At 62.2% G+C, this 21,624-nt stretch carries 24 protein-coding genes and 2 pseudogenes; 9 read left to right on the plus strand and 17 right to left on the minus strand.

Translation table 11 applies throughout. From position 1 onward, the window contains the following. Window positions 1–30 precede the first annotated feature (30 nt). Window positions 31–291 (minus strand): hypothetical protein, encoded by a 261-nt coding sequence (locus E2E30_RS19790; RefSeq protein ID WP_133192395.1) that lies wholly within the window; start codon window positions 289–291, stop codon window positions 31–33. 290 nt (window positions 292–581) lie between these two features. On the opposite strand from E2E30_RS19790, the gene E2E30_RS19795 reads away from it, so the two are divergent. Genes E2E30_RS19795 through E2E30_RS19805 form a run of 3 tightly spaced genes read left to right on the plus strand, consistent with a single transcriptional unit; the run spans window position 582 to window position 3,468 of the window. Beyond that, complete coding sequence (locus E2E30_RS19795) at window positions 582–1,163, plus strand: hypothetical protein (protein WP_133192396.1); 582 nt, start codon at window positions 582–584, stop codon at window positions 1,161–1,163. A gap of 32 nt (window positions 1,164–1,195) precedes the next feature. Further along, window positions 1,196–2,593, plus strand: a complete 1,398-nt coding sequence (locus tag E2E30_RS19800; protein ID WP_165954603.1) for a relaxase/mobilization nuclease domain-containing protein — start codon at window positions 1,196–1,198, stop codon at window positions 2,591–2,593. Next, window positions 2,590–3,468, plus strand: a complete 879-nt coding sequence (locus E2E30_RS19805; RefSeq protein WP_133192397.1) for a hypothetical protein — start codon at window positions 2,590–2,592, stop codon at window positions 3,466–3,468. The genes E2E30_RS19800 and E2E30_RS19805 overlap by 4 nt, the downstream gene beginning before the upstream one ends. 434 nt (window positions 3,469–3,902) lie before the next feature. On the opposite strand, the pseudogene E2E30_RS19810 reads toward E2E30_RS19805, so the two are convergent. Beyond that, a pseudogene (locus tag E2E30_RS19810) lies at window positions 3,903–4,780 on the minus strand (LysR substrate-binding domain-containing protein). A gap of 110 nt (window positions 4,781–4,890) precedes the next feature. Here E2E30_RS19810 and E2E30_RS19815 point away from each other — a divergent pair. Genes E2E30_RS19815 through E2E30_RS21160 form a run of 4 tightly spaced genes read left to right on the plus strand, consistent with a single transcriptional unit; the run spans window position 4,891 to window position 7,799 of the window. Then, window positions 4,891–5,982 (plus strand): YeiH family protein, encoded by a 1,092-nt coding sequence (locus tag E2E30_RS19815; RefSeq protein ID WP_197524563.1) that lies wholly within the window; start codon window positions 4,891–4,893, stop codon window positions 5,980–5,982. Between the two features lie 59 nt (window positions 5,983–6,041). Then, window positions 6,042–7,112, plus strand: a complete 1,071-nt coding sequence (locus E2E30_RS19820) for a sulfite oxidase (protein WP_133192398.1) — start codon at window positions 6,042–6,044, stop codon at window positions 7,110–7,112. Next, window positions 7,109–7,621 (plus strand): MgtC/SapB family protein, encoded by a 513-nt coding sequence (locus tag E2E30_RS19825; protein WP_107963382.1) that lies wholly within the window; start codon window positions 7,109–7,111, stop codon window positions 7,619–7,621. The genes E2E30_RS19820 and E2E30_RS19825 overlap by 4 nt, the downstream gene beginning before the upstream one ends. A 52-nt stretch (window positions 7,622–7,673) precedes the next feature. Then, window positions 7,674–7,799, plus strand: coding sequence for a hypothetical protein (locus E2E30_RS21160; RefSeq protein WP_260171586.1), 126 nt, complete (start codon window positions 7,674–7,676; stop codon window positions 7,797–7,799). Between the two features lie 14 nt (window positions 7,800–7,813). On the opposite strand, the pseudogene crcB reads toward E2E30_RS21160, so the two are convergent. From crcB to E2E30_RS19845, 4 genes and pseudogenes are all read right to left on the minus strand, one after another. Beyond that, window positions 7,814–8,197, minus strand: a pseudogene (crcB, locus tag E2E30_RS19830) (fluoride efflux transporter CrcB). 3 nt (window positions 8,198–8,200) lie between these two features. Next, window positions 8,201–8,410: a hypothetical protein gene (locus E2E30_RS19835; protein WP_335925478.1), complete on the minus strand. Its 210-nt coding sequence runs from the start codon at window positions 8,408–8,410 to the stop codon at window positions 8,201–8,203. 166 nt (window positions 8,411–8,576) lie between these two features. Then, window positions 8,577–9,227 carry an NAD(P)-dependent oxidoreductase gene (locus E2E30_RS19840; protein WP_133192399.1) on the minus strand — a complete coding sequence of 217 codons (651 nt, stop codon included), beginning with the start codon at window positions 9,225–9,227 and terminating at the stop codon, window positions 8,577–8,579. Between the two features lie 75 nt (window positions 9,228–9,302). Next, window positions 9,303–10,190, minus strand: a complete 888-nt coding sequence (locus tag E2E30_RS19845; RefSeq protein WP_133192400.1) for an SDR family oxidoreductase — start codon at window positions 10,188–10,190, stop codon at window positions 9,303–9,305. On the opposite strand from E2E30_RS19845, the gene E2E30_RS19850 reads away from it, so the two are divergent. Continuing rightward, window positions 10,190–11,203, plus strand: a complete 1,014-nt coding sequence (locus E2E30_RS19850) for an AraC family transcriptional regulator (protein ID WP_240699162.1) — start codon at window positions 10,190–10,192, stop codon at window positions 11,201–11,203. The genes E2E30_RS19845 and E2E30_RS19850 overlap by 1 nt on opposite strands. A 421-nt stretch (window positions 11,204–11,624) precedes the next feature. Here E2E30_RS19850 and E2E30_RS19855 read toward each other — a convergent pair whose 3' ends face one another. The 7 genes from E2E30_RS19855 to E2E30_RS19885 all read right to left on the minus strand — a co-directional run bounded on the left by E2E30_RS19855 (window position 11,625) and on the right by E2E30_RS19885 (window position 17,149). Then, window positions 11,625–12,521 carry a SphA family protein gene (locus E2E30_RS19855; protein WP_165954604.1) on the minus strand — a complete coding sequence of 299 codons (897 nt, stop codon included), beginning with the start codon at window positions 12,519–12,521 and terminating at the stop codon, window positions 11,625–11,627. Between the two features lie 77 nt (window positions 12,522–12,598). Beyond that, window positions 12,599–13,660 carry an NADH:ubiquinone reductase (Na(+)-transporting) subunit F gene (locus E2E30_RS19860; protein WP_443018426.1) on the minus strand — a complete coding sequence of 354 codons (1,062 nt, stop codon included), beginning with the start codon at window positions 13,658–13,660 and terminating at the stop codon, window positions 12,599–12,601. Between the two features lie 9 nt (window positions 13,661–13,669). Continuing rightward, the gene (locus tag E2E30_RS19865; protein ID WP_133192404.1) at window positions 13,670–14,011 is read right to left on the minus strand and encodes a phenol hydroxylase subunit P4; all 342 of its coding nucleotides are present in this window, start codon (window positions 14,009–14,011) and stop codon (window positions 13,670–13,672) included. Between the two features lie 20 nt (window positions 14,012–14,031). Further along, a complete protein-coding gene (locus E2E30_RS19870; protein WP_133192405.1) occupies window positions 14,032–15,567 on the minus strand; it encodes an aromatic/alkene/methane monooxygenase hydroxylase/oxygenase subunit alpha in 1,536 nt (511 codons plus the stop codon). 2 nt (window positions 15,568–15,569) lie between these two features. Beyond that, window positions 15,570–15,836 carry an MmoB/DmpM family protein gene (locus tag E2E30_RS19875; RefSeq protein WP_133192406.1) on the minus strand — a complete coding sequence of 89 codons (267 nt, stop codon included), beginning with the start codon at window positions 15,834–15,836 and terminating at the stop codon, window positions 15,570–15,572. Next, on the minus strand, window positions 15,833–16,849 hold the full coding sequence (locus E2E30_RS19880; RefSeq protein ID WP_133192407.1) for an aromatic/alkene monooxygenase hydroxylase subunit beta: 1,017 nt from the start codon (window positions 16,847–16,849) through the stop codon (window positions 15,833–15,835). The genes E2E30_RS19875 and E2E30_RS19880 overlap by 4 nt, the downstream gene beginning before the upstream one ends. Continuing rightward, window positions 16,850–17,149 carry a phenol hydroxylase subunit gene (locus E2E30_RS19885; RefSeq protein WP_133192408.1) on the minus strand — a complete coding sequence of 100 codons (300 nt, stop codon included), beginning with the start codon at window positions 17,147–17,149 and terminating at the stop codon, window positions 16,850–16,852. It abuts the gene before it with no gap. A gap of 152 nt (window positions 17,150–17,301) precedes the next feature. On the opposite strand from E2E30_RS19885, the gene E2E30_RS19890 reads away from it, so the two are divergent. Continuing rightward, window positions 17,302–18,240 carry a LysR family transcriptional regulator gene (locus E2E30_RS19890; RefSeq protein WP_133192409.1) on the plus strand — a complete coding sequence of 313 codons (939 nt, stop codon included), beginning with the start codon at window positions 17,302–17,304 and terminating at the stop codon, window positions 18,238–18,240. Window positions 18,241–18,242: 2 nt separating this feature from the next. On the opposite strand, the gene pcaF is transcribed toward E2E30_RS19890, so the two are convergent. Genes pcaF through E2E30_RS19910 form a run of 4 tightly spaced genes read right to left on the minus strand, consistent with a single transcriptional unit; the run spans window position 18,243 to window position 21,609 of the window. Continuing rightward, window positions 18,243–19,445 carry a 3-oxoadipyl-CoA thiolase gene (pcaF, locus tag E2E30_RS19895; RefSeq protein WP_133192410.1) on the minus strand — a complete coding sequence of 401 codons (1,203 nt, stop codon included), beginning with the start codon at window positions 19,443–19,445 and terminating at the stop codon, window positions 18,243–18,245. Between the two features lie 3 nt (window positions 19,446–19,448). Then, window positions 19,449–20,240 carry a 3-oxoadipate enol-lactonase gene (gene pcaD, locus E2E30_RS19900; protein ID WP_133192411.1) on the minus strand — a complete coding sequence of 264 codons (792 nt, stop codon included), beginning with the start codon at window positions 20,238–20,240 and terminating at the stop codon, window positions 19,449–19,451. 2 nt (window positions 20,241–20,242) lie between these two features. After that, window positions 20,243–20,899, minus strand: a complete 657-nt coding sequence (locus E2E30_RS19905) for a CoA transferase subunit B (RefSeq protein ID WP_133192412.1) — start codon at window positions 20,897–20,899, stop codon at window positions 20,243–20,245. Continuing rightward, on the minus strand, window positions 20,899–21,609 hold the full coding sequence (locus E2E30_RS19910; protein ID WP_133192495.1) for a CoA transferase subunit A: 711 nt from the start codon (window positions 21,607–21,609) through the stop codon (window positions 20,899–20,901). Before E2E30_RS19910 ends, E2E30_RS19905 begins: the two co-directional genes overlap by 1 nt. Window positions 21,610–21,624 lie beyond the last annotated feature (15 nt).

A 21,624-nucleotide genomic window follows, 5' to 3' on the forward strand; every position in this document is an offset into this window, starting at 1 on the left:
GCTTCTCGTCTTGATGGTGGATCGGGAAGCCTAGCCTAGCGACGCAAGCTGGCTCGCCACCGCTTTGCCGCCGTGTTTCGAGATAGCCGTCGCGATTGCCCGGGCATCCGCTTTGTCGATCGCTGCAATTTTAACCCGCTCGAGCGCGGCGGTAAGAACCGGACGACCAGCGTCCCGAGCCGTCTGCTCCGCCGCCTTTGCCTGTTCCTCCAGATGAGCAAGTTCCGCTTTTAGAGCTTCCCGCCGAGCCTCGATTGTTGCGAGATCGACGACGTTTCTTGTTCGGGCCATTCTTCGAATCCGGTTCCAATAGAGAACAACTTAGGACGTTGCGGGCCATCCGGGAGATAGCAAGTAGGCGTACCTAATCGTGCACACGCCTTGCGCCGACGCCACAAGACCGAAAGCTACTTGTCGCAAGCGCACAGTCAATCAATTTTCACCTCCGCGTTTGGAGTGATTTAGCTCCAAAGGGATCGTTGTTTCATGAGGATAGGCAATTATTAGGGATGGCAGGATATGCCTCACGGCACCAATGTTTAACATTGGCTTGTGGAGCGCCGCTGCACGGGGCTTTTGGGATGAATGTAGGCCTGCGGTTGAAGGACGAGTTGGTCGCCGAGATCGACCGCGTTGCCGCAGCGAATGGGCAGAACCGCAGCAGCTGGATGGCAAGCGTGCTGGCCAACGCCGTGCTGGCCCCGGACAACGATGACATCCCGGTGCTGCCAATTCAGGGCAGGGGGCATCCCGACGACCTCGTTCGCGTCACCGTCCGGCTTGACCGGAGCGAGGTAGAAGGCATCGACACCGTAGCGGCGCCGATGAAGATGACGCGAAACGAATGGATCAAACGCACGCTTCGCTGGCAGCTTTGGGACAAGGCGGGCGTGCTGAGGCTGGCTCCGGCCACCCAGGCTGAGATCGTCAAATTGCGCAAGCAGGTGCTTCTGATCGGCCGAAACATCAACCAGGCGGTCCATGCGATGAACGCAGCGAACCAGCCCGAAAGCTCGCTCGATATCGCCCGCATCGCCGGTCCCTTTATCGAAAAATGTGAAGAGCTGAACGCGCTTCTGTTTACGACCCGGCTGGCCCTCTCGGCCGCGATCGGGGCAGAGGTCGGGTACTGGACCGAAACCTACCGAGGTTCAGCAGCGTGAGCCTCCGCTTCTCTTCCGGGACGATGGACTCCATGGCGGGCGTCTTCGCGCCGCCGAAGAAGTACCGCCTCGGGACTGGAGGCGGCAGTGCAAAGGGCCCGAGTACCGGGGGCACAATGCTCGGCCTTGCCGTCGCGTCGATGTTCTCGAAGGCCGCATCATCACCGGCCACATCGCGTGTCAGTGCGCAGGCGAAGCACGCTTTCGGGGGCGGATCGCAAGCCCGGATGAACGGCCGTGCCATAATGACTGCGGATCGCACCTCACGTCGCGTTCCGGAGGTCATGGTGCGGATCACGGGGCGTCAGCATGGCGGCGGACACGTCCTTGCCAACTTCGCCTACATCAGCCGGCTGGGGCACGGTCCCGACAAGGAACTTGGGCTTGAAACCAGCGAGGGCGTCGTGCTGCGGGACGGACGCGACATGCAGATTCTCGCGAAGGATTGGCACAACTTCGAGATGGACGGGGACGCCAGACGAAAAGGTGCGACGTCGATATCCATGATCCTCTCGATGCCGACGGGGACCGATCCGGAGCGTTTGAAAGCGGCGGCCCTGGACTTCGCACGCGAGGAGTTTGCGAACCGGTCGTGGGTTGCCGGCCTTCACGTCGATCGCGACCATCCGCACGTTCACATCACGATCGCGCGTCGCGATTTCGATGGGCGCCGCTTTCATCCGGACCGAGATGATCTGTTTCGCTGGCGGCAGCGCTTCGCCGAGAAGCTCCGCGAACGCGGCATCGAGGCCAACGCCACGCCGACCAGGGCGCGCGGCATCGACCCCGCGCATGAACACATTGCGGTACGGAAGATGCGCGACAAAGGGCAGGTTCCGCTGCTCGATAGGAGCCGGGCGGAGCGCGCTATGCGCCTCCGCCAGCAGGGTATATCCGACCCGGTCGAGGCCGTTATTGCAAGTCGGCAGGCAACCGTTCGAGCGACCTATATGCGATCCGTCGCGGAGCTGTCGGCTTCGCCTTCCCTTGCCGATCAGGTGGTTGCCCAGAGCCTCGAACGGTTCGTCGCAGCATTGCCGCCGCCCGAGCCCAACTCCGCTCGGGCGATGCGTGCCGTTTCACCGTCCCGCACGCGCGGCGCGATGGTCGATGCTCGAACGCGCCCCGCTGCTGCGGATCCCAGGCCCGATCCGATCACCGCAGCACTGGAACGTTCTCGCGTCATGCGTGGAAAGCTGGAGGCCAAGCAAGCACTCCGGGAGAGACCCGAGCGGACCGAAGACACGCCGCATGAACGCCGACCTTCGGGGGTATCCGAGCGCCTTCGCTCGCTTATGGACGAAGCCGAACGGCAGGCCACGGCACCTTCGTCAAGCAAGCCGCAAGAGGTCCTTCGCGAGATATTGGATCGTGATCGCGCAACTCTGGACCGCGCGCGTTCGCCGGATAGGGGTGGGCCAGAACGATGAGCACGGACCAAGTAAGCGTTGCTCTGGCAGGCGTTCTGGACGCGTTGACGCTCGTGCAGGAGCAGCTCGATGCGCTGACCGAAAGCGGCCAGCGAATCGAGGCGACACACAGAGAGATCGTCCATAGGCTCGACACGATCGATGCGGGCCAGGCCGCCGTGACGGATCTAACGCCGATCCTCGAGATGATCCTGAGGCGATCGATCGACGATCGCGAGATCATGAAGACGCAGCTCGGTACGATTGCGACGGCGATCGGCTTCGCCCATGCCGCCGCTAACGGCAACCGAGCACCCCTGCCTGTCGCAGTAGCCAGCGATCCACTTCTCGAGCGCTTTATCCTGACTCAGCCTGCGGATTTGGCATCGGAGGAGCGGGCTTTGACGGACTGGCGCAACGCCGCGTCGTCCATCACCACCGTGGAGCTTATTTCTCTCCTGAACCATCAGCAGCAGCCCTCACCAACGGATACCCCGGAATCCCGGGTCCTGCGCTACCGCCTGGCAGCAATCACGCGGGCCGAGATCAAGGGGAGGGGGGGCGAGCCGCCAGGACCACCAAGCACCGCCGTTGCGGTCGATCGAACGGCCTCGGCTTGCATGATCCGGTCCCACCAACTTGCCGAGCTATGGCGAGCAGGGGAAAGCGCAGCACTTTACGGCGAACCCGAGCTGGCGCGCGCCGTAGATATCTTCGACGATGCGGAGCGCAGGCTGGGATCTGCGGCTGGTGTGGATTTTCCACCCGAGCTCGTCTCGCTTCACAGCGATCTAGCAACCCGCATCGAGGCAGGCGATCGGCCGAGCATCGGCGACAGTGGCCCGGTTTACAGCAACGAACGTGCGACTGCGGTCGAGCCCGGCAAGGACCGTTAGACGGCGTCCGGTAGAGTGGATCGGCGGCTTCCGACCAACTCACGCCATCCGCCAGCAAAGGCGTGAAGGGCGGCTTTTCGCAGAACCTGCCACTCACGCCGCGCGAAACCAATGTGCGGCGTTGCGACCCATCTCGGCCAACCCCCCTGCTGAGTCAAAGGGGGCGGGACCTGCGGTGGCGGAAAACACCCGTTTGTCGTGCATCCAGGATGGCGACAGGGTTTTCCGCCGTAATCTACGCCTTCTGGGACAAGGGCGTCGTCCCGGCACGGTCTGCCGAACGACAGCTACTGCCAGATCCGGCCGCTCGTGGGCGATGTCCCGTCCTACTATGGCGCAAATCTGGTAGAGTGCGGTCAGACAGGTTTCAGGAAGGAGATGGCGATCGCGGGCGGTCCCAAAAAGGATGGCGTTTTGAGAATGCCGATGCGTACCTACCGCCGCTGCAACCCGATCACGTCCAACAGCGCATCCGCGGCTTTCGTGCGATAGCGTTCCTTATGCCGCAGCCCGAAGAAGGGGCGAGGAGCGAATGTGATCGGTGCGACGTGCAACAGACCTGCCTTGATGGCCGGGTCGACCACTAGCGCCGACAGGACAGCAACGTCCGCCCCAGCCTCCACGGCCGTTCGGTCGCTTTCATTAGACGGCATCGTCAGCGCCACGTCGAGGGCAGCCGGATCGACTCCCAAGCTGCGCAACTCGCTATTCAACGTCGATCGCGTGCCTGATCCAGGCTCCCGTTGCCCCCAGCGTGCTCGTCGCAGCCATGTCACGTCGATGTCGGCGTCGCCGAAAGGCTGTGCTCCGACGAGCGACAGCCGGTCTTCGCCGATCGGCCAATGCGCCAACGCCGGGTTGTCGATCTCGCCCTCGACAATACCCAGATCGGCCTTGCCGTCATAGACGCGTGCCGCGGCCTGCCCGGTGTTGCCGATCGACAGTTCGATACTAATCGCCGGATAGCGCTCATGGAAAGCCGCAAGGATGGGCGGCAACCAGTAGGCGGCGATGGTCTGGCTGGCGACGAGGCGCAGCGTGCCCCGCTTCAGCCCGCCAAGCTCCTCCAGCACCGTCTCGGCCGCGTCGGCCCGCGCAAGAACTCCGCGAGCCTCGGTCAGGAACAGCCGTCCGGCCTCTGTCAGAGCGATGCCGCGCCCGACGCGGTGGAAGAGCTTGGTTGCGTGTCGCTCCTCAAGCGAGGCGATGGCTGCGGAAGCCTCTGACTGCGTGACGTTTAAGGCCGCGCCGCGACGGTCATATGCTTGCGCTCGGCCACGCCGACGAAGATGCGCAGTTGCTCCAGTGTCACACCGCACCTGATATAGAAACCGATCACGATTGACGATCGGAATGACAACAAGGCTAAGTTGGAGCGATCGGTAGGCAGGGTTTAGATCGTGCGACGGAAGGAACACCGCCGTGGCCAGTTTTGCCTATCCCGATCGTATATTCCCTACCGTCCAGACTAGCAGATTGCCCGCGCTGCTGCCCGGCGTCGGCCTCTGCCTCGCCGTCACCGGCTCGGCCTACGCGCTGGAGGCGGGCGAGCGCGCACTGGCCGGCAAGGCGTGGCTGGAGGCGCTGGTGCTCGCCATCCTGATCGGCACCGCCGTGCGCAGCCTGTGGACCCCGGATGAAAGGTGGCACGAAGGCATCGCATTCAGCGCCAAATACTTACTGGAGGTGGCGGTCGTCCTGCTCGGTGCTTCGGTCAGTGCCGCGACCATCTTGGCGGCCGGGCTGCCGCTCCTCGCCGGTATCGCCGGCGTGGTCGTGAGCGCAATCCTGCTCAGCTTTGGGATCGGCCGATTGCTCGGCTTGCCGACGCGGATGGCGCTGCTGGTGGCTTGCGGCAATTCAATCTGCGGCAACTCCGCCATCGCGGCCGTGGCACCGGTAATCGGCGCCGACAGCGACGACGTAGCTGCCTCGATCGCGTTCACGGCGGTACTGGGTGTGGTGGTAGTGCTTGGCCTGCCACTGCTCGGGATTGCGCTCGGCATGGGCGGGCTCGCCTTCGGGGCGCTCGCCGGGCTCACTGTCTATGCCGTGCCGCAGGTGATCGCAGCCGCCTCGCCGTTGGGCGCCACCGCCGTGCAGATGGGTACGCTCGTCAAGCTGGTGCGCGTGCTGATGCTCGGGCCGGTGTGCCTTGTTCTGTCGCTGGTGGCGCCTCGTCTCGCGCCGCAGTCGGTTCCCGAAGGCGAGTTCATCGCCGGTGCGCCTACGGCCAAGCGGATGGACCTCGCCCACCTCGTGCCCTGGTTCATCATCGGCTTCCTCGCACTGGTCGCCTGCCGCTCGCTGGGTCTGGTGCCGACCGTCGCCATCGCGCCGATCGGCCGGAGCGCCACGCTGCTGACCGTCGTTTCCATGGCGGCGCTCGGGCTCGGCGTGGACGTCCGCACCGTCGCCAAGGCCGGGGGCCGCGTGACCATGGCCGTCGTGTTGTCGTTGCTCGGCTTGGCCGCGATCAGCCTGACGCTGCTGGCCGCGCTGCACATCGCATGATCGGGCAAGATAGTGAGGATGAGGCCGAGGCCAAACCGATTGTCAGGCGTTACAATAGCATGAGCGAGCTGATGATAGAGCGGAACCCCGAGCCCTACAACGCCGAGCCGGTGCCCGGCGCCTTGATCGAGCGGTTCTTGACGCCACAGAACCTGTTCTATGTGCGCAGCCATGGGCCCGTGCCGGAGCTGCCGGCCGATCACCGGATTGAGGTGGGCGGGATCAGTGTGGGCGAGTGCTCCATCTCGATTGCGGAGTTGAAGGCGCGCTTTCCGGTCCGGACTGTCACGGCTGTGCTTCAGTGCGCCGGCAACCGCCGGACCGATCTCCAACAGGTGGGCAAGACTTCAGGCGATCCGTGGGACATAGGCGCGATCGGCAATGCCGAGTGGACGGGCGTGCGGCTCGCAGACCTGTTGGATGCAGTTGGAGCATCGGACGCGTCCAACCTGTTCGTCTGCTTCACCGGCGCTGACGAGGTGGATGTGGAAGGCGAGGTGGCACCGTTCGGCGTCTCGATCGCTATGACCAAGGCGCGGGCGCCCGACGTGCTGCTCGCCTGGGCGATGAACGGCGAACCGCTGGCATCCGAGCACGGTGCGCCGTTGCGTCTGGTCGTGCCAGGCTATGCTGGCGTGCGTAGCGCCAAGTGGCTGACCCGGATCGAGGTCAAGGACACGCCCTCCGAGGCGCCGATCCAGGCGCACGATTACAAGCTTTTTCCGGCCGACGTGACCAGCGAGACGGCGGACTGGACGCAAGGGCTGACGATCAACGCCATGCCGCTCAACGCCGCGATCTGCTCGCCTGGTTCGGGCGAGAGTCTGCCCGCGGGCAAGGTCCGGATCGAGGGCTATGCCGTCGCCTATGAGCGCGACGTGTCGCGGGTAGAGGTGTCGCTGAACGGCGGTCGAGACTGGCGGCAGGCCGATTTCTCCGACGATCCGGACGGGCAGTGGAGCTGGCAGCGCTGGTCGCTCGATGCGGAACTGCCCAAGGGGCGCCAGCACCTTGTGGTGCGCGCGTTCGACGATGCGGGCCAGGGTCAGCCCGAACTACCCGATACGATGTGGAACTTCGCCGGATACCTCTGCACGGCCTGGCACCACGTCCACGTGCTGGTCGAGTGAATCCGCCGCCTTTGTCGGTCGATCTCGCCTTCTGGGTCGACGCGATCGGCAGGATGATCGTGGCGACGGCGGCCGGCATGACGCTCGGCTGGGAACGGTCACGCGAGAACCGACAGATCATGGGTCTGCGGACGCTGGGGCTGGTCGGGCTCGCGAGTTGCATCGCCGTCCAGGCGATCGTCCACAGCGGCTTGCCGAACGTGAACGCCGATGCAGCAGGTCGAGTGATGCAGGGCATCCTATCCGGCGTCGGCTTCATCGGCGCGGGCGCGGTCCTGCGCGTTGGCAGCGGGCAGGAGGTGCACGGGCTAGCAACGGCGGCGTGCATCTGGGTGTCAGCGACGCTCGGAGCGGCAGCGGGATTGGCGGTGTGGCCACTACTTGTGGGCGGTCTGCTGCTGGCGATGCTAGTGTTGTTCGTCGGCGCACCGCTCGAACGCCGTATCCGCGAACGCGCTCGGCAGACCCCGGCCGAAGCGGACCGGCGGGACGCCGAGCAGAAACCCTGAATAATCCTTGGCGCGAAACGGTGTACCAGTAGTTTTGCAGACGGAGGACTTCATGAGCGATATCGACAAGAAGAAGCCCACCACGCAAGAATCGGCCGAGATTCTGGAGCTGGAGGAGTCGGTCCGCGCCAAAGACAAGGCGAAGGTTGACAACGTCAAGGAAGATGATCGCTCCTGAGCCGGTTGGCGCCGCTAAGCCGGGCTGAAGGAGCGAACGAGAGCGAGGCCGCCGAACAGCGCGAGCACGCCCAGCCCAACCGATCCGACAACATAAAGGGCGGCTTGCCCGACTTCGGCTCTCTCCTAAAGCAAGGCCGCTTCCAGCGAGAAGGTCGAGAAGGTCGTGACGCCGCCCAGCCCGCCGGTGGTGAGGAACAATCGCCATCCCCGGCTCGATCCGCTCCGCAACAGGAACCAGCCGTCCAGCAGACCCATAAGGAATGAGCCGAGCACGTTGATGATGGGCGTTCCGATCGGCAGGTCGGGGCCGAACAGGCGCAGGCTGAGGCCGTTCAGCCCATACCGCAGCATGCCGTCGGAACCAGTCCCGGCGAACATAATCAGGTATGGCCCCATGCCTCAGCCAGCCAGCTCGGCCGTATCCGCATCTTCCTGGCGCAAGCCCGCCGGGCTGACCGTCCAATGCTCCAGGTGCTTGTAGACGATGACCTTGTTCGCAAGCAGGTCGCCGTGCGCCCGGCAGAAGCCTTCGAGCTGCTCGCGCTGGCCGATCAGTTCGACACACATGGTGAGGTGCGGATCGGCGATCTCGGCGCCGTTCTCACGCACCGGGCCGTGGTTGCTGTAGCCGTAGTGGGGGGCCGGCTAGAGGATGTTCGGAATCGTACGCTAAGCGCGACCGTCCCGATTGGGATCGAGTTTTGGGAAACGCGGCCTTCAAGAACCTTGGTTCGGCGAGATGGCGCTGGTGAGCGATGAAGGGGACGATCGCCAGCTAGCTTGAGGTGTAATGGCTAAGGTCAGCCGTATGCACGGCCGATGCGTCGGTGATCGTGCGGTAGTTATATGCAGCACAGTCCGCATGTGTCGCAACGCTGAACTTCGTCTGCGATCGTTCCAGTACACCCTTGGATGGCCCGTCCGAACCGATGCCAGCACGATGGACGATCCACTCTATATCACGAGCCTCGGTCGCCAAATACGCCATCACCGCTTCATTATCCTGGTGCTGGCCAAGGAAGCCGCGGGCAAGGGTATGCCGGATTGCCCAGAAGAGCGGCGGAAGATGCCCGCCATGAGGGCGGCTCAGGCCCCCAGCCTGGTAGAGAAAGCGCTTCACACCTTGCCGTTGCATCGACGGCACGAGCCGCTTCACGAACGCCGTGTTGATCTTGGTGTCTTTCTGGAGGTTCTTGTCTCCGAGCATCGAGACGACGAAGTCAACGCCCGCCACGAGCCCATCGGTGTCGATCAAATCCGTGATCGAACCGTGCAGCACCTCAAGGTTCGCGGGTCGCGCCGGCAGCTTCTCCGGTGATCGGACCAGCACTCGTACCTTGTGCCCGTCTGTCAGCGCCTTGGCGACGAAGTGCTTCCCAGTTCCGCCGGTCGCGCCTAGCACCAAGAACGTCGATTGCCGAGCCATCCTGAAATCCTTTTCTACCTGCCAAATTAATATGGGCCAACGTCGTCGCTCCGACGAACGGTCGGTCGTCGCGGGTCAGACTGCGTAGTTCATCCTGGAGAGATCTTGGATCAGCCCTGGGCCCTCCGGCATCCAGCCCAAGGCTTTCCGGGTCAGCTCGCTTGAACCATGAAGGTCAATGCTGACGAATTGCGCGATAGGCCCAAAATGTGCTTCAGCCTCTTGTGGGACGAGCGATACTACCGGAACACTCAACCCCTTGCCGATCGCCGTCGCGATCTCCTTCAACGACACACCCTCTTCGGCAACCGCATGGTAGGTCGCGTTGGTTGCGTTCTTCTCGAGCGCGAGGCGATACAAGAGCGCGGTGTTCGCAAGCGAGCAAGCCGCCCAGCGGCTTGCGCCATCCCCGACATAGGCGGAGATGCCCTTTGCCCGCGCGATCTGAATCAGAAACTGGACGATTCCCTGTTTGCGGGTGTCGTGGATCTGGGACATCCGTACGATCCCGACGTTGAGCCCCTTCGCTGCTTGCAACTGCACGGTCTGATCCGGCCGGCGCGGGATCGAGGGCGGTGTGCCGGGCGGGTCCATCTCGATCGGCAGCCGCCCTGGCTTGCTGATGACGGCGGCGAGGCCGGACGTCACGATCAACAGCTTGCCCGCTTCCAGCGATGATCCTAGCGTCTCGATCGCCTTGATCTCGGTCGCAGCACTCTCGGCGAATTTCGCCATGTCGAGGCCAAAGGCGAGGTGCGCCACGGCATCCATGCCGCTGGCACCGTCCCACAGGCTTGCTGCATCCTCCAGGCTCCCGCGATGCGCTTCAGCACCAGCGTGGCGCAATTGGGCCGCACCCGCGTCGCTGCGCGCAAGACCACGGACCTGGTGCCCGGCCTCGACGAGCTGCTTGACGAGCTCCGAACCGATAAAGCCGGTCGCTCCAGTTACGAATATGCGCATTGCCGATCCTTCCAATCTCCTTGGAATTGGGCCAGCAGTGCCGTACATTCTATATCATGAAGTCCAATTTAATATCGCGATCGTCCATTCTTGGCATCGATCCGCTCTCAGATGTCCTGTCGCTTGTGAAGAGCAACGGCTTCATGTCCGGCGGGCTCGATATTGGTGGTGAATGGTCCTACAATTTCGACGCGGATGGCGCGTTCCGATGCTTTGCCATGGTCTCCGGCTGCTGCTGGCTAACGCTGGCCGATGGATCGGAGCCGATCGAGATTAACAAAGGCGAGTTCTTCGCTCTGCCGCACGGCCGGCGCTTTTCACTGGCGAGCGATCCGGCAATCACGCCTATTGACATGTATCGCGAGATGGATGGCCCGCTGAACGGCCGCGTTCTGTCGCTCCGGGGCGGCGGTAGTGCTTGCCTGTTTGGCGCGCTTTTCACGTTCCGACCGGACTTTGCAAAATACCTGACCGATGCCCTTCCAGCCGTGTTGCATATCGGCGACGGGGCGGACCGCGACGCATTGCACCTCTATCTCGACCGGGTGATGGCGTTGCTCAGGCGTCCACAGCCGGGCAGTGTGCTCGTAACCGCGCACCTGGCCGAGACGATGCTGATCGAGGTTCTGCGGCTGCACCTCACGAAAGCTACAGGTGGAGACGTGGGCTGGTTGTTCGCGCTTTCGGACGACCAGTTGAGCCGGGCCGTGACGGCAATGCACGAACAGCCGGGCCGGCGATGGACTGTCCAGCAGCTTGCGGAGCGCGCGAACATGTCGCGATCGGCCTTTGCTCTCCGCTTCAAAGAAAAGGTCGGCGTCGCGGTAATGGAGTATCTAATCCGCTGGCGGATGTTGCTTGCGGCCGATCGCCTTTTGGTTTCGTCTGATCCGGTCGGGGCGATTGGCGGCTGGCTAGGCTATGAGTCTGAAAGCGCCTTTGTCTTCGCATTCCGGCGAGAGATGGGGTGTACGCCTCGTCAGTATAGCCACCGGTCGGCCTTTGCCGCCTGAGCTCGTGCTGGTGTGGACGGCCTCTCATCCCAACGGCATCAAGACGCGGTAGCGTCGCGAGCCAGATGAGAGGCCGTCCACACCAGCACATAGGCTTCGGCCTTGGCTATGGCCCCTTTCGCACCTTCCCGGAATTGCGCCGGGCGCAGGGCACAACGGGCTGCAAAACCAACGCCACCGGCAATCTGACGCCGCACCAAATCAAGTCAATCGGACCAGGAGCGGCACTTCCGGATAGGCAGCGCTTACCCACCAGAACCATCCCAAAGCTCATTTACCCATAGACCAGCGCGTGGGGCCCGCGGGTTCCTGCATTGGAGGCTTTCGTACGCAAGCGCCCGAAACCCTTCACAAGACCAGTGATTCATGGTCGCAGGCCGCGAACAAGCGCGCAAGCGCATTGCGGCCGAGCTGAGGCTTTTCAAAACCGGAAGGCCGCCTTTAGCCAAAAACTGTTCCCTTGCGTGCGATTGTCTGAAAATATTTCATGCTGCCACTGTGCAGTGATAGGAACCTTACCAAGCTGGTAACGGATCAACGGTCCCAGCGCCAAGGCCTCACCCTTATTGCCATCCGCACCGACTTTGAGGCCATCCTGCTTATCGTCAGTGGTTTGCTTGAAGTAGTAACCGGTCACACCGATCGTGACCGGATTGAAATTATACGATGTCGCAAAGTCGACATGAGCGGCTTGGCCCGAACGGTAATCCGTAGCCTTATTCTTCGTGTTAAAGTCGTACATGAGCTTTACCGAAAGTTCGGGGCCACCTTTTGGATCGAAATGCGAGAGAGCCAGGACCGGCTCAAACGTCCAGACATTGGTGCCGATATTTGCGAGATCGGTGCGCTTGTAGCGGCCGGTTGGAACGAAGGTGTCCATGGTAAGGACGAGGAAGTTGTTCCTGTGGTTCCATCCCAAGATGAACGGGTTGACGATGACGTCGCCCAGGCCAAACTTCGTTTGCCGCATACCACCAGCGCGAACATTGACGTTTACGATTGGGACAAAGGCCTGCATTGCTAGCGACGCACCAAGTATCTTGATCTTGGTCACGTGGATGAACCGAGGAATATTGGCGACGACGTTCAATGAAAAGTCGGGAGGCCCGGCACTATTGCCTTTGCCGTCGTTCACGCGATCGGCCGAGTAGTAATAGTTGTAGTCGAGAAGATATGTTCCGGGCGGTGGTAGCGCGGCGACGGTCAAGGTCTCGGCACCATTAGGATAGGTGCTCTTGCCGCCCTCAGATGCCGAGGCGGATCCCGCGATACCGGTCGCCGCCATTGTAGCCAGTGCCATTGATATGGCTTTGCTCACATCACTCTCCCCTGAAATAGGGACGCGCATCCTCTGCGGCTGTATCGCCGTTTGCCACGCCCGGTTATCGAATTGGCTCAAATTCTTTTGAAAAAGGGCGACCTGACGGACTTTTCAGCATCGGCCGCGGTAGAAAATTTCTCGACGAAGATGTCTCTCTCGAACAGTCGACCCTTCATCAGTGTACCGATACCCGCCTCGATCATTGGCGGAGGACCGCATAGATAGGCTTGGTGTCCAGAGAACTTGCCGTTGAAAAGTCGATCTGCAGCCTCGTGCACATAGCCGGTTTCACCCGCCCACTCGTCTTCGACTTGCGGCTGCGACACGACTGGTACGTAACGGAAGTTAGCGTTCTCCTCGGCGATCTTTTGGAAAAGCTCGGCAAAGTGCAGGTCATGCGGCCGTCGGGCGCCATGAAGGAGCGTGATCGGCAGGCTGTAACCCCGCTCGATCAAGTCGAGGATCATGCTTTTCGGGCTCGAAAGCCCGGAACCACCGGCCATGAATATCAGCGGCTTCTCGGCGGAATGACGCACGAAGAAGCGTCCGTAAGGGCCGGCGAATGATAGCGGGTCGCCAACCTTGAGGTTGCCGTGCAGGATCGACGTTGCCTTTCCCCCGGCAACCAGGCGGACGTGCAACTCGATTTCGTCTGTTCCCGATGGCGCGTTCGCGATGGAAAACGCTCGTGTTCCTTCCGCCCCCGGCACGGTGAGGTTGACATATTGGCCTGCTTGAAAGCCAAAGCCAAGCTGATCGAGTTTAAGCCATATGCCGAGGATGTCGGGTGTCAGCATCTCGAGACGGCTGACCGTGCCGCGATGGTCACCGACAGCAAGCTGGAGGGCGTCTGGCTCATCATCGACATCCGCTTCAATAATGACGTCGCCGTCGGCCGTCGCCACGCAGGCGAGCGCCTTGTTGTCGACCCGTTCGAAATCCATGAGAGCGAAGGACGAGGCGGCGCCGTGGTTGACGCTGCCTTCCAGCACTACAACCTTGCAGGTTCCGCAAAGCCCGTGCCCACAAGCATGCGGGAGCCAGATGCCTGCCCGAAGGCAGGCATCCAGGAGAGTCTGCCCGGGTGCGACGCTCACCTGGTCGCCGGTTGATTCGATGGTTAGCGTCGCCATGATTCTCGAAGCCTACGCTGCCGCGCCGGTCCAGAACCGGATCAGCGATTTGTGTCCGACGCCCTGCTCTCCGAGCGTCTTGCCGGCATCCGGTGCCCAGTCTTCGCCGTCGAGCGACCAGCGTGCGGTTTCGAGCTCGTCCGAACGCCACTTCGGATCGGCGGAGTAGAGTGACGGCAAGATCTCCGACGCCAGTGCGCCGAACGGCGTTTCCGGTGGGAGGGGAAGGGTAATCCCCGCACAGAAATTCAAATGGCCTTCCCAGTGGACGTAGACCAGCTGAGCGCCGTTGAAGTTCTCGACCTTGTCGCGGGTTGGACCGGAATATCCCGGGTTCAGGCTGGCGAGCGCCATGGAAAGTTCCTTTGTGCTGGTTATTCTGCTGCGACCGCGAATGCGGGCGGAGGCGAGCGGCGGCCTTCCATCCAGCGGTTCCACATCTCTTCCTCTGGAGAACCTGCGTAATCCAGATTGTCCGCGCCCTGCTTGATATGGCACCAATCGAGGACTTCGGGCATCGTCGCTCCTCCACAATTGCCCTGGAAGATCTGATGCACCGGCAACCAGGCCTGCACGTACTTGACCGGCTCATAATCGAAGATGTCTTTACATCCGTCCGAACAGGTGTGGTACTTGTCGCCCTCGTATTCGGAGACACGGAAGCAGATCTTGCTCGGGTCATCTGGTTCTGTGAACGCCATCGGAATCTGACAGACCTGGCAGAGCTGGGGTAGACCGTTATTGTAGAAGCGCTGGCCGTTCTTGGCCTGTTCACGCCACTCCAGATAGCGAGGCTGGTAGATCGCCTCGAACGATGCCGGATATTTCTCGCGCATCCATGCCATGTGCTCGTCGTCGATGTCCCAGGTGTGGACCGCTGCCGCGTGCGAATAATTGTAGAAGATCGACCAGACCTGATGGCTGATGTGATCCTTTTCGGCTTTGGCGACGTCGGAATATTTCGGTTCGCGAATGCCGTAGCGGGCCAGATCAGCGAACAAGGCGCCGCCCGCCTCCTCGTAATAGATTTCCCAGGCCTCAGACCAGGACATGACCTTTTTGGGGAGCATGTAGTCCATCATCATCGAGACGAGAGACAGCAAGCGGTATCCCCGCCAAAACCACTTGTCGATCCAATGCTGGACGATCGGCACGTTGCTCTCATCCTGCTCGAGCAGGAACCGCACCGCCTCAAGACCGAGCGTCATGTGCCGGCTTTCGTCGGACTGCGCGGAGAATCCGAACGTGACGGTCGCCATGTCGCCGTTGTAGGCCGCGCCCGACATGAATGGCACGAACACCAGGTTGGTGAGAACATATTCGAACGCGAAGCTGATCGAAGTCAGGAACTCGAACGGACCGGCGCTGGTCGCATCGTCGAAGAATGACTTTGGGACCGAGAGATACCACAGGCGGTCATGCATGTGACTGAAGTCGTGCATACCGTCGAAGAACTTGTTGTAGTGGCTGATCGTGTGAATCTGCGTCTGGCAATGACGCAGTTCGTCGATCGACTGCATCTGGGCTGCGACACGGAGGCCAGCGCCCGGGAGGTGCCGCGCCAGATGCGCAAAGTGCCGGTGCGCCTGGTATTCGAGCGGGGTGATGCCCTGAATAAAGAGTTTGACGGCGTTGAGGTAGCGGGCGTCGGTGATCCCGAGCTGCCCGTTATTCTGCGCCATCGACTCGATCACCGCATAGAGCTTGCGCTCCTTCTCGGCCTGGAACTTCCAGTAGCTGTCCATCGTCAGCTTGAACGGGTCTTCCCAGGCGTCCCAGTCGTGAATCTTGATGCCCTCGTACTTGGCGTACGGAAAGATATCGTCGGCTTTCTGATAGGACGGTTCCCAGTCCAGGCCACGGGTCAGATGGCTGTACTTCTGTTTCAGGCTCAGCTTTTTCGTGGCCATGACTACCTCCAGTAAAGAGAGAAAATGCCGTCATCCTCGTCAACGGTGCCGGAAAGGCTGATGACGGACATGCTGATTTCCTGCGTGTCCCACTCGCGACCGAGCCGGTCCGAGACGGACTGCGCGTTGACGTCGATCCGGCCAGGGCAATCGATCTTCGTCATGGCCGGATAAAGCTTGCGCTGTGCGTCGGGGTTGTCGGCGAGGATCGCATCAACGATCGCGGCCGCGTCAGGCGAGTTCTGCAAAGTGATCGAGACGATCCTCATGCCGCGAGTTCCAGCTTGATACTGAGCCCGAACTGCGAAACGCGCGCCTCGAGTGCAGCCTCGGATTCGCGAACGGCCACCGCTCCAAGATCGCCAAGGACCTGGCGCGCGATCGGTTCGATCGCGTCCCTGGCGCGAGCCGTCCATTTGGACAGCCACTCGCTCAACAGCTCGCGGTTCGCATCTGACTCGGCTGCCGCCGCCTTCAACACGGCGTCGGTCCAGCGGCTGTTGTCCGCGAACCAGTCGGTCATGAAGCCGGTCAGCATCGACACGCTCGAAGCGCCATTCGGGCCGCCCGCTTTGTCGAACGCCTCGGTGATGAGCGGATAGATGAGACCATCCAATACAACGAGCTGCGCGACGTAGGTCTCGAACCAGTCGTGCACGACCAGCAGATCCTCCACGACGCGGCGCAGCGGCTGCCAGTCGGGGTCCGCGGTAAAGACGCGTTTGGCCTCGACAAGCTTCTCATCGGTGCCTCGCCCCAAAAGTAGGCCGATGCGTGAGATGATTTGCCCGAGCCCGAGACGGTCTGCACCGCAGAACGCCGATGCCGAGGTTATCTGCGCGCCGTAGCCCCAGTCGGCGATGAGCTGACAGTTCATGTTGGCCGCCCACTCGACGTGGCGAAGCGGAAGCAGATACCATTCAACCTTGGCGAGCCATTCGGCGTTGACGGATCCCAACAGGTTGCGCTTGTCGACGAAGGTCATGGCATCGTCGAACGATTGCTGCATCGCTGCGCGACTGATGTTGTACGTCGCATAGTAGAACTGACGTGGATCGCGAAAGACGTACCAGTCGGCCATCACGACCTTGGTGCGCGCGGTATCGTAAAGCTCGAATTCCGGAGAATATGTCGGGCGGTAATGAAAGTTCGTCGTCGGCTGGATGTCGTATGTCGCTTCCTCATATCGTGATGCCGGGCGGTCCTCGCCGAACCGTCTGGCGATGTGCGAGAAGGTTTGCCGGCGCGGCGTGAATTCCTCTGCCTGAATGTCGATATTCATCTATGCGTCTCCGTGTGAGGCGAGGGCCGCGAGGCGATGCGTTGTCGGATCGGCCTGATGCTGGAGGCGGGCCAGGCTAGAAAGCAGTTCGGGACTTTCCGCCGACAACTCGCAGTGGTTATCCGCGCAAAAACTGGCGAAGGCGGGAAATGGGAGGACGAGTTCGACCGACAGGTCTGGATCACCGTAGATAAAGGCGAATTCCACGTGCTCGACGTGCTTGAAGCCTTTTACTACGACGCGCTTGACGATCTGGTCAGGAGACCAGTCTGGTACCAAGCGCAAATCAGATCTCGTCATAAATCACCTCGTCATCACACCCTCTCGCGCCCCGACCTGTTGATCTTGGGATCCCGCATTATCCGGGAGTGGGCATGTTGAGACCGATATCATGCCGAATCAAATATCAAAATGGCACTTGCTGATGCCGGTTCGGTATCTTACGCTCTGGCATGCAGCAGGACCCAGAATCACAGGCATCGCGGCCGACGCATCTCGCAGGCGTAGATACCAGGCGCCTGCGCTATTTCGTCCATGTCGCCGAGGAGTTGCATTTTGGGAGGGCGGCCGAACGGCTGCATGTCGCGCAGCCGGCTCTCAGCCGCCAGATCGCGCATTTGGAGGGTGCGATCGGTGCGCAGTTGTTCGACCGCTCCCGAAGTCAGATCCAACTTACCAAGGCGGGCGAGACGCTGCTGCCACGCGCGCGCGACATCATGGCTCGGGTCGCCGAGGCTGCTCGACTGACGCGACGCGCGGCGGAGGGTATGTCCGGCATGATCGAGGTCGGCTTCGTCGGGTCGGCGACCTATTCGATCCTGCCCAACATCCTCAACCAGTTTCGGTCCTCACATCCTGAGATCGAACTCACCCTACAAGCTATGAACACCGCCGAACTGCGGGTCGCGTTGGTCGAGCGCAAGATTGACGTCGCTTTCGCGCGACCGCTTATCAGCGATGCGGAAATAGAGAACGAGGTCGTGTTGAACGAGCCCCTCATCATCGCGTTGCCGTCCGATCATCCGCTCGCTGGACGCGATGAGATCGCGCTCGCCGACCTGGCACACAGCAGCTTCGTCCTCTATCCGCGTCAGCCACGCCCGAGCTTTGCGGACACCATTCTCGATCTCTGCCGATCCGCCGGTTTCTCGCCGACCGTGGCGCAGGAGACGATGGAGCTGCAGACCGCCTTGGGGCTGGTCGCGGTCGGTGCCGGTGTCTCGTTGGTCCCAGCTTCGGTCGAGGAGTCGCAACGCCACGGTGTGGCCTATCGGTCGATCGCGGCTCCGGTTCCCACGACCGCGCTAAGTCTGGCGTACCGCCGCGACAACAATGCGGCGACCGTGCGGCTGTTCTGCGCGGCGGTACGTGCTGCCTTGGTCAAGAACTGAAATCAGGTCCGCTCAAGAATCATGGCCAGGCCCTGACCAACGCCGATGCACATGAACGCAAGTGCGTATCGCCCACCGGTGCGTGTGAGCTCTTCCGTGGCGGTCATTGCAAGACGCGCTCCAGACATTCCCAACGGATGACCGAGCGCGATGGCGCCGCCGTTGCGGTTGACGCGTTCGTCGTCGGGAGGGATGTCCAGCGACCGCAACGTGGCGATGGCCTGGCTCGCGAACGCCTCGTTCAACTCGATGACGTCCAGGTCCTCAACGCCGAGTCCGGCGAAGTGAAGAGCTTTGCGGGCGGCCTCGATCGGTCCAACGCCCATGATACGCGGCGCAACGCCTGCCGATGCCATGGCGACGACGCGCCCGCGCGGGATGAGCCCATTATGTGCGGCAGCTGTTTCGCAGGCGATGATCATCGCCGCCGCGCCATCGTTCAGACCCGATGCGTTGCCCGCCGTCACCGAACCGTCGGGTCGAACGACTGGCTTGAGGCGCGCGAGCGCCTCAAGCGAGGTTTTGCGAGGATGCTCGTCACGGTCGAAGCTGCGTGTCTCGCCACGCCCGTCCGGCACGTCAACCGCTACGATCTCGGCGGCGAGTCTGCCATTGGCTTGCGCCATCGCCGCCTTCTGCTGACTTGCGAGCGCGAAAACGTCCTGCTCTTCGCGCGAGACCGACCATTCATCCGCGACGTTTTCGCCGGTCTGCGGCATCGTGTCGACGCCGTAAGCCGCCCTCATCGCAGGGTTGACGAACCGCCATCCCAGCGTTGTATCTTCGATCCTTTGATCGCGCGCGAACGGAACCCCAGCCTTGCCCAGGACGTACGGTGCGCGCGTCATGCTTTCGGCGCCGCCCGCGATCATGATGGTTGCGTCGCCCGCGCGGATGGCACGGGCGGCCGATCCGACCGCGTCGAGTCCCGAGCCACATAGCCGGTTGATCGTCGTGCCCCCGACTTTCACCGGAATACCGCCCAGCAGGGCGGCCATCCTCGCGAGATTACGATTGTCCTCGCCCGCCTGGTTGGCGCAGCCGAGCACGACGTCGTCGAGGGATGCCCAGTCGACCGAGGTGTTCCGTGTCATGAGCGCCTTGATCGGCACGGCGGCGAGATCGTCGGCTCTGATTCCCGAGAGCGACCCGTTGAGCCGGCCGATCGGCGTTCGGACGGCGTCGCAGATGAAGGCATGCTGCATGAGTCAAATCCTGTCGCGTTGGCTGAAGAACTTGGCGATCGCCGTCGCAATCCCAGCCGGATCCTCGATCGGAGCCAAGTGCCCGGTGTCGAGCCGCAGGTCGGTGACGTGGGGAATATTCGCAACGAGGTGTTCGCCGTGCCCCTCGAATGGGGTCGATGTGTCGGCGTATCCCGAGATGACAAGAACAGGGACGGCCAGACTGGGCAGCCGTCCGACAAGCGCCATGTCTCGTATCGCCGCGCCGGCGCCGGCATAGCCGTCTGCTGCGGTCGCGATCAGCCCTGCGCGAATCCGTGCGACCGTATCGGGATGCTCGCGCGTGAAATCAGCGGAAAGGAAGCGGGACATCGCGAGGTCAGCGATCGCTGCGGTCCCGCCTAAGCGAACGGCGTCGATGCGTGCCTGCCACGCGGTTGGATCCATTGTTGCCGAGGTGCAGATGAGCACCAGACCCGACACCGCATCCGGATGGTCGAGCGCGAGTTGCATCGCGATCATCCCTCCGAGCGAAACGCCGGCGATAAGCGCACTCTCCATCCCGGCATCCGCCATTACCGCAACCACGTCGCTCACGAGAAGCGGAAGGTCATAATCACCGGCAGGTGCGTCGGATTGCCCGTGTCCCCGCGTATCGATGCGTAACAGCCTGAAGGAGCTGGCCAGCTGATCGACGACCGCGTCCCACAGCGAGAGGTCGGTGCCGATCGAGTTCAGGAGGACCACCGCCGGCTGGTCTGCCGCCCCGGCAATCTGCCAATGAAGCCGACAGGCCGCGTTCGCGCTGAAAGGCATCGTTAGGCTTCCAACTGGCAGGCGATATTGACCGAGAATGGCGCGCCTGTGTGGTCGGAAACCTCTTCGACGGTGACACCGGGCGCAAGCTCGACGAGTGAAAGGCCACCTCCTTGCATGACTGTCATGACGCACAGATTGGTGATGATCATGCTCACGACCCGCCTGCCGGTAAGTGGAAGCGTGCAGCGTTCGAGGATCTTCGGCGCGCCGCCCCGGCTCACATGATCCATGATGACAACGATGCGCTTCACGCCCGCGACGAGGTCCATCGCGCCGCCCATGCCCTTCACCATCTTGCCGGGCACGGTCCAGTTGGCGAGGTCCCCGTCGGCGGAGACTTCCATCGCGCCAAGAACAGCAACATCGATGTGGCCACCTCGGATCATCGCGAAGCTGTCGGCAGAGGAGAAGAACGAAGTCGTCGGCAGCGCCGTGACCGTCTGTTTGCCGGCGTTGATGAGATCGGGATCGGCCTCCCCCTCGTACGGGAACGGCCCCATCCCCAGCATGCCGTTCTCGGATTGGAGCGTGATATCGACGCCTGCGGGGATATGGTTGGCGACGAGTGTCGGGATGCCGATCCCGAGGTTGACGTAGAAGCCATCGTGAAGTTCGCGGGCAGCGCGTGCCGCCATGTCGTCGCGGGTCCAGGCCATCAGACGGCCGCTCGCTGACGAACGGTCAGATTCTCGATCCGCTTTTCGTTGATCGTGCACTGCACGATGCGATCGACGTAGATACCGGGCGTGTGGATGCAATCGGGGTCGAGCGAACCTGCCTCGACGATCTCCTCGACCTCCACCACCGTTATCTTGGCGGCGGTCGCCATGACCGGGTTGAAATTGCGGGCGGTCTTGCGAAACATCAGGTTACCGGCTGGATCGGCGCGCCATGCCTTGATCAGCGCGATATCGGCGCGAAGCCATGTCTCCCGGACATAATCCTCGCCGGCGAAGCGCTCGACGGTTTTGCCCTCTGCGACGATCGTCCCGACCCCGGTCTTGGTGAAGAAAGCCGGAATTCCGGCACCGCCCGCGCGGATCCGCTCGGCGAGCGTACCTTGAGGGTTCAGCTCCAGTTCGAGGTCTCCATCGAGATACTGTCGCTCGAAGAGCTTGTTCTCACCGATATAGGAGCCGATCATCTTCCTGATCTGGCGTGTTTCCAGCAGCATCCACAGTCCGAAGCCATCGGCGCCGGCGTTGTTGGAGATCACCGTGAGACCGCTGACCCCGGAGGCTTTGACTTCGGGGATGAGGCTCTCGGGATTACCCGAAAGCCCAAACCCGCCCGACATGATCGTCATCCCGTCGGACAGGAGACCCTCAAGTGCGGCGCCTGGCGACGCATAAAGCTTCTTCGACACTTTCACTCTTCCGTA

This window comes from Sphingomonas sp. AAP5 (assembly GCF_004354345.1).
Lineage (GTDB): Bacteria > Pseudomonadota > Alphaproteobacteria > Sphingomonadales > Sphingomonadaceae > Sphingomonas > Sphingomonas glacialis.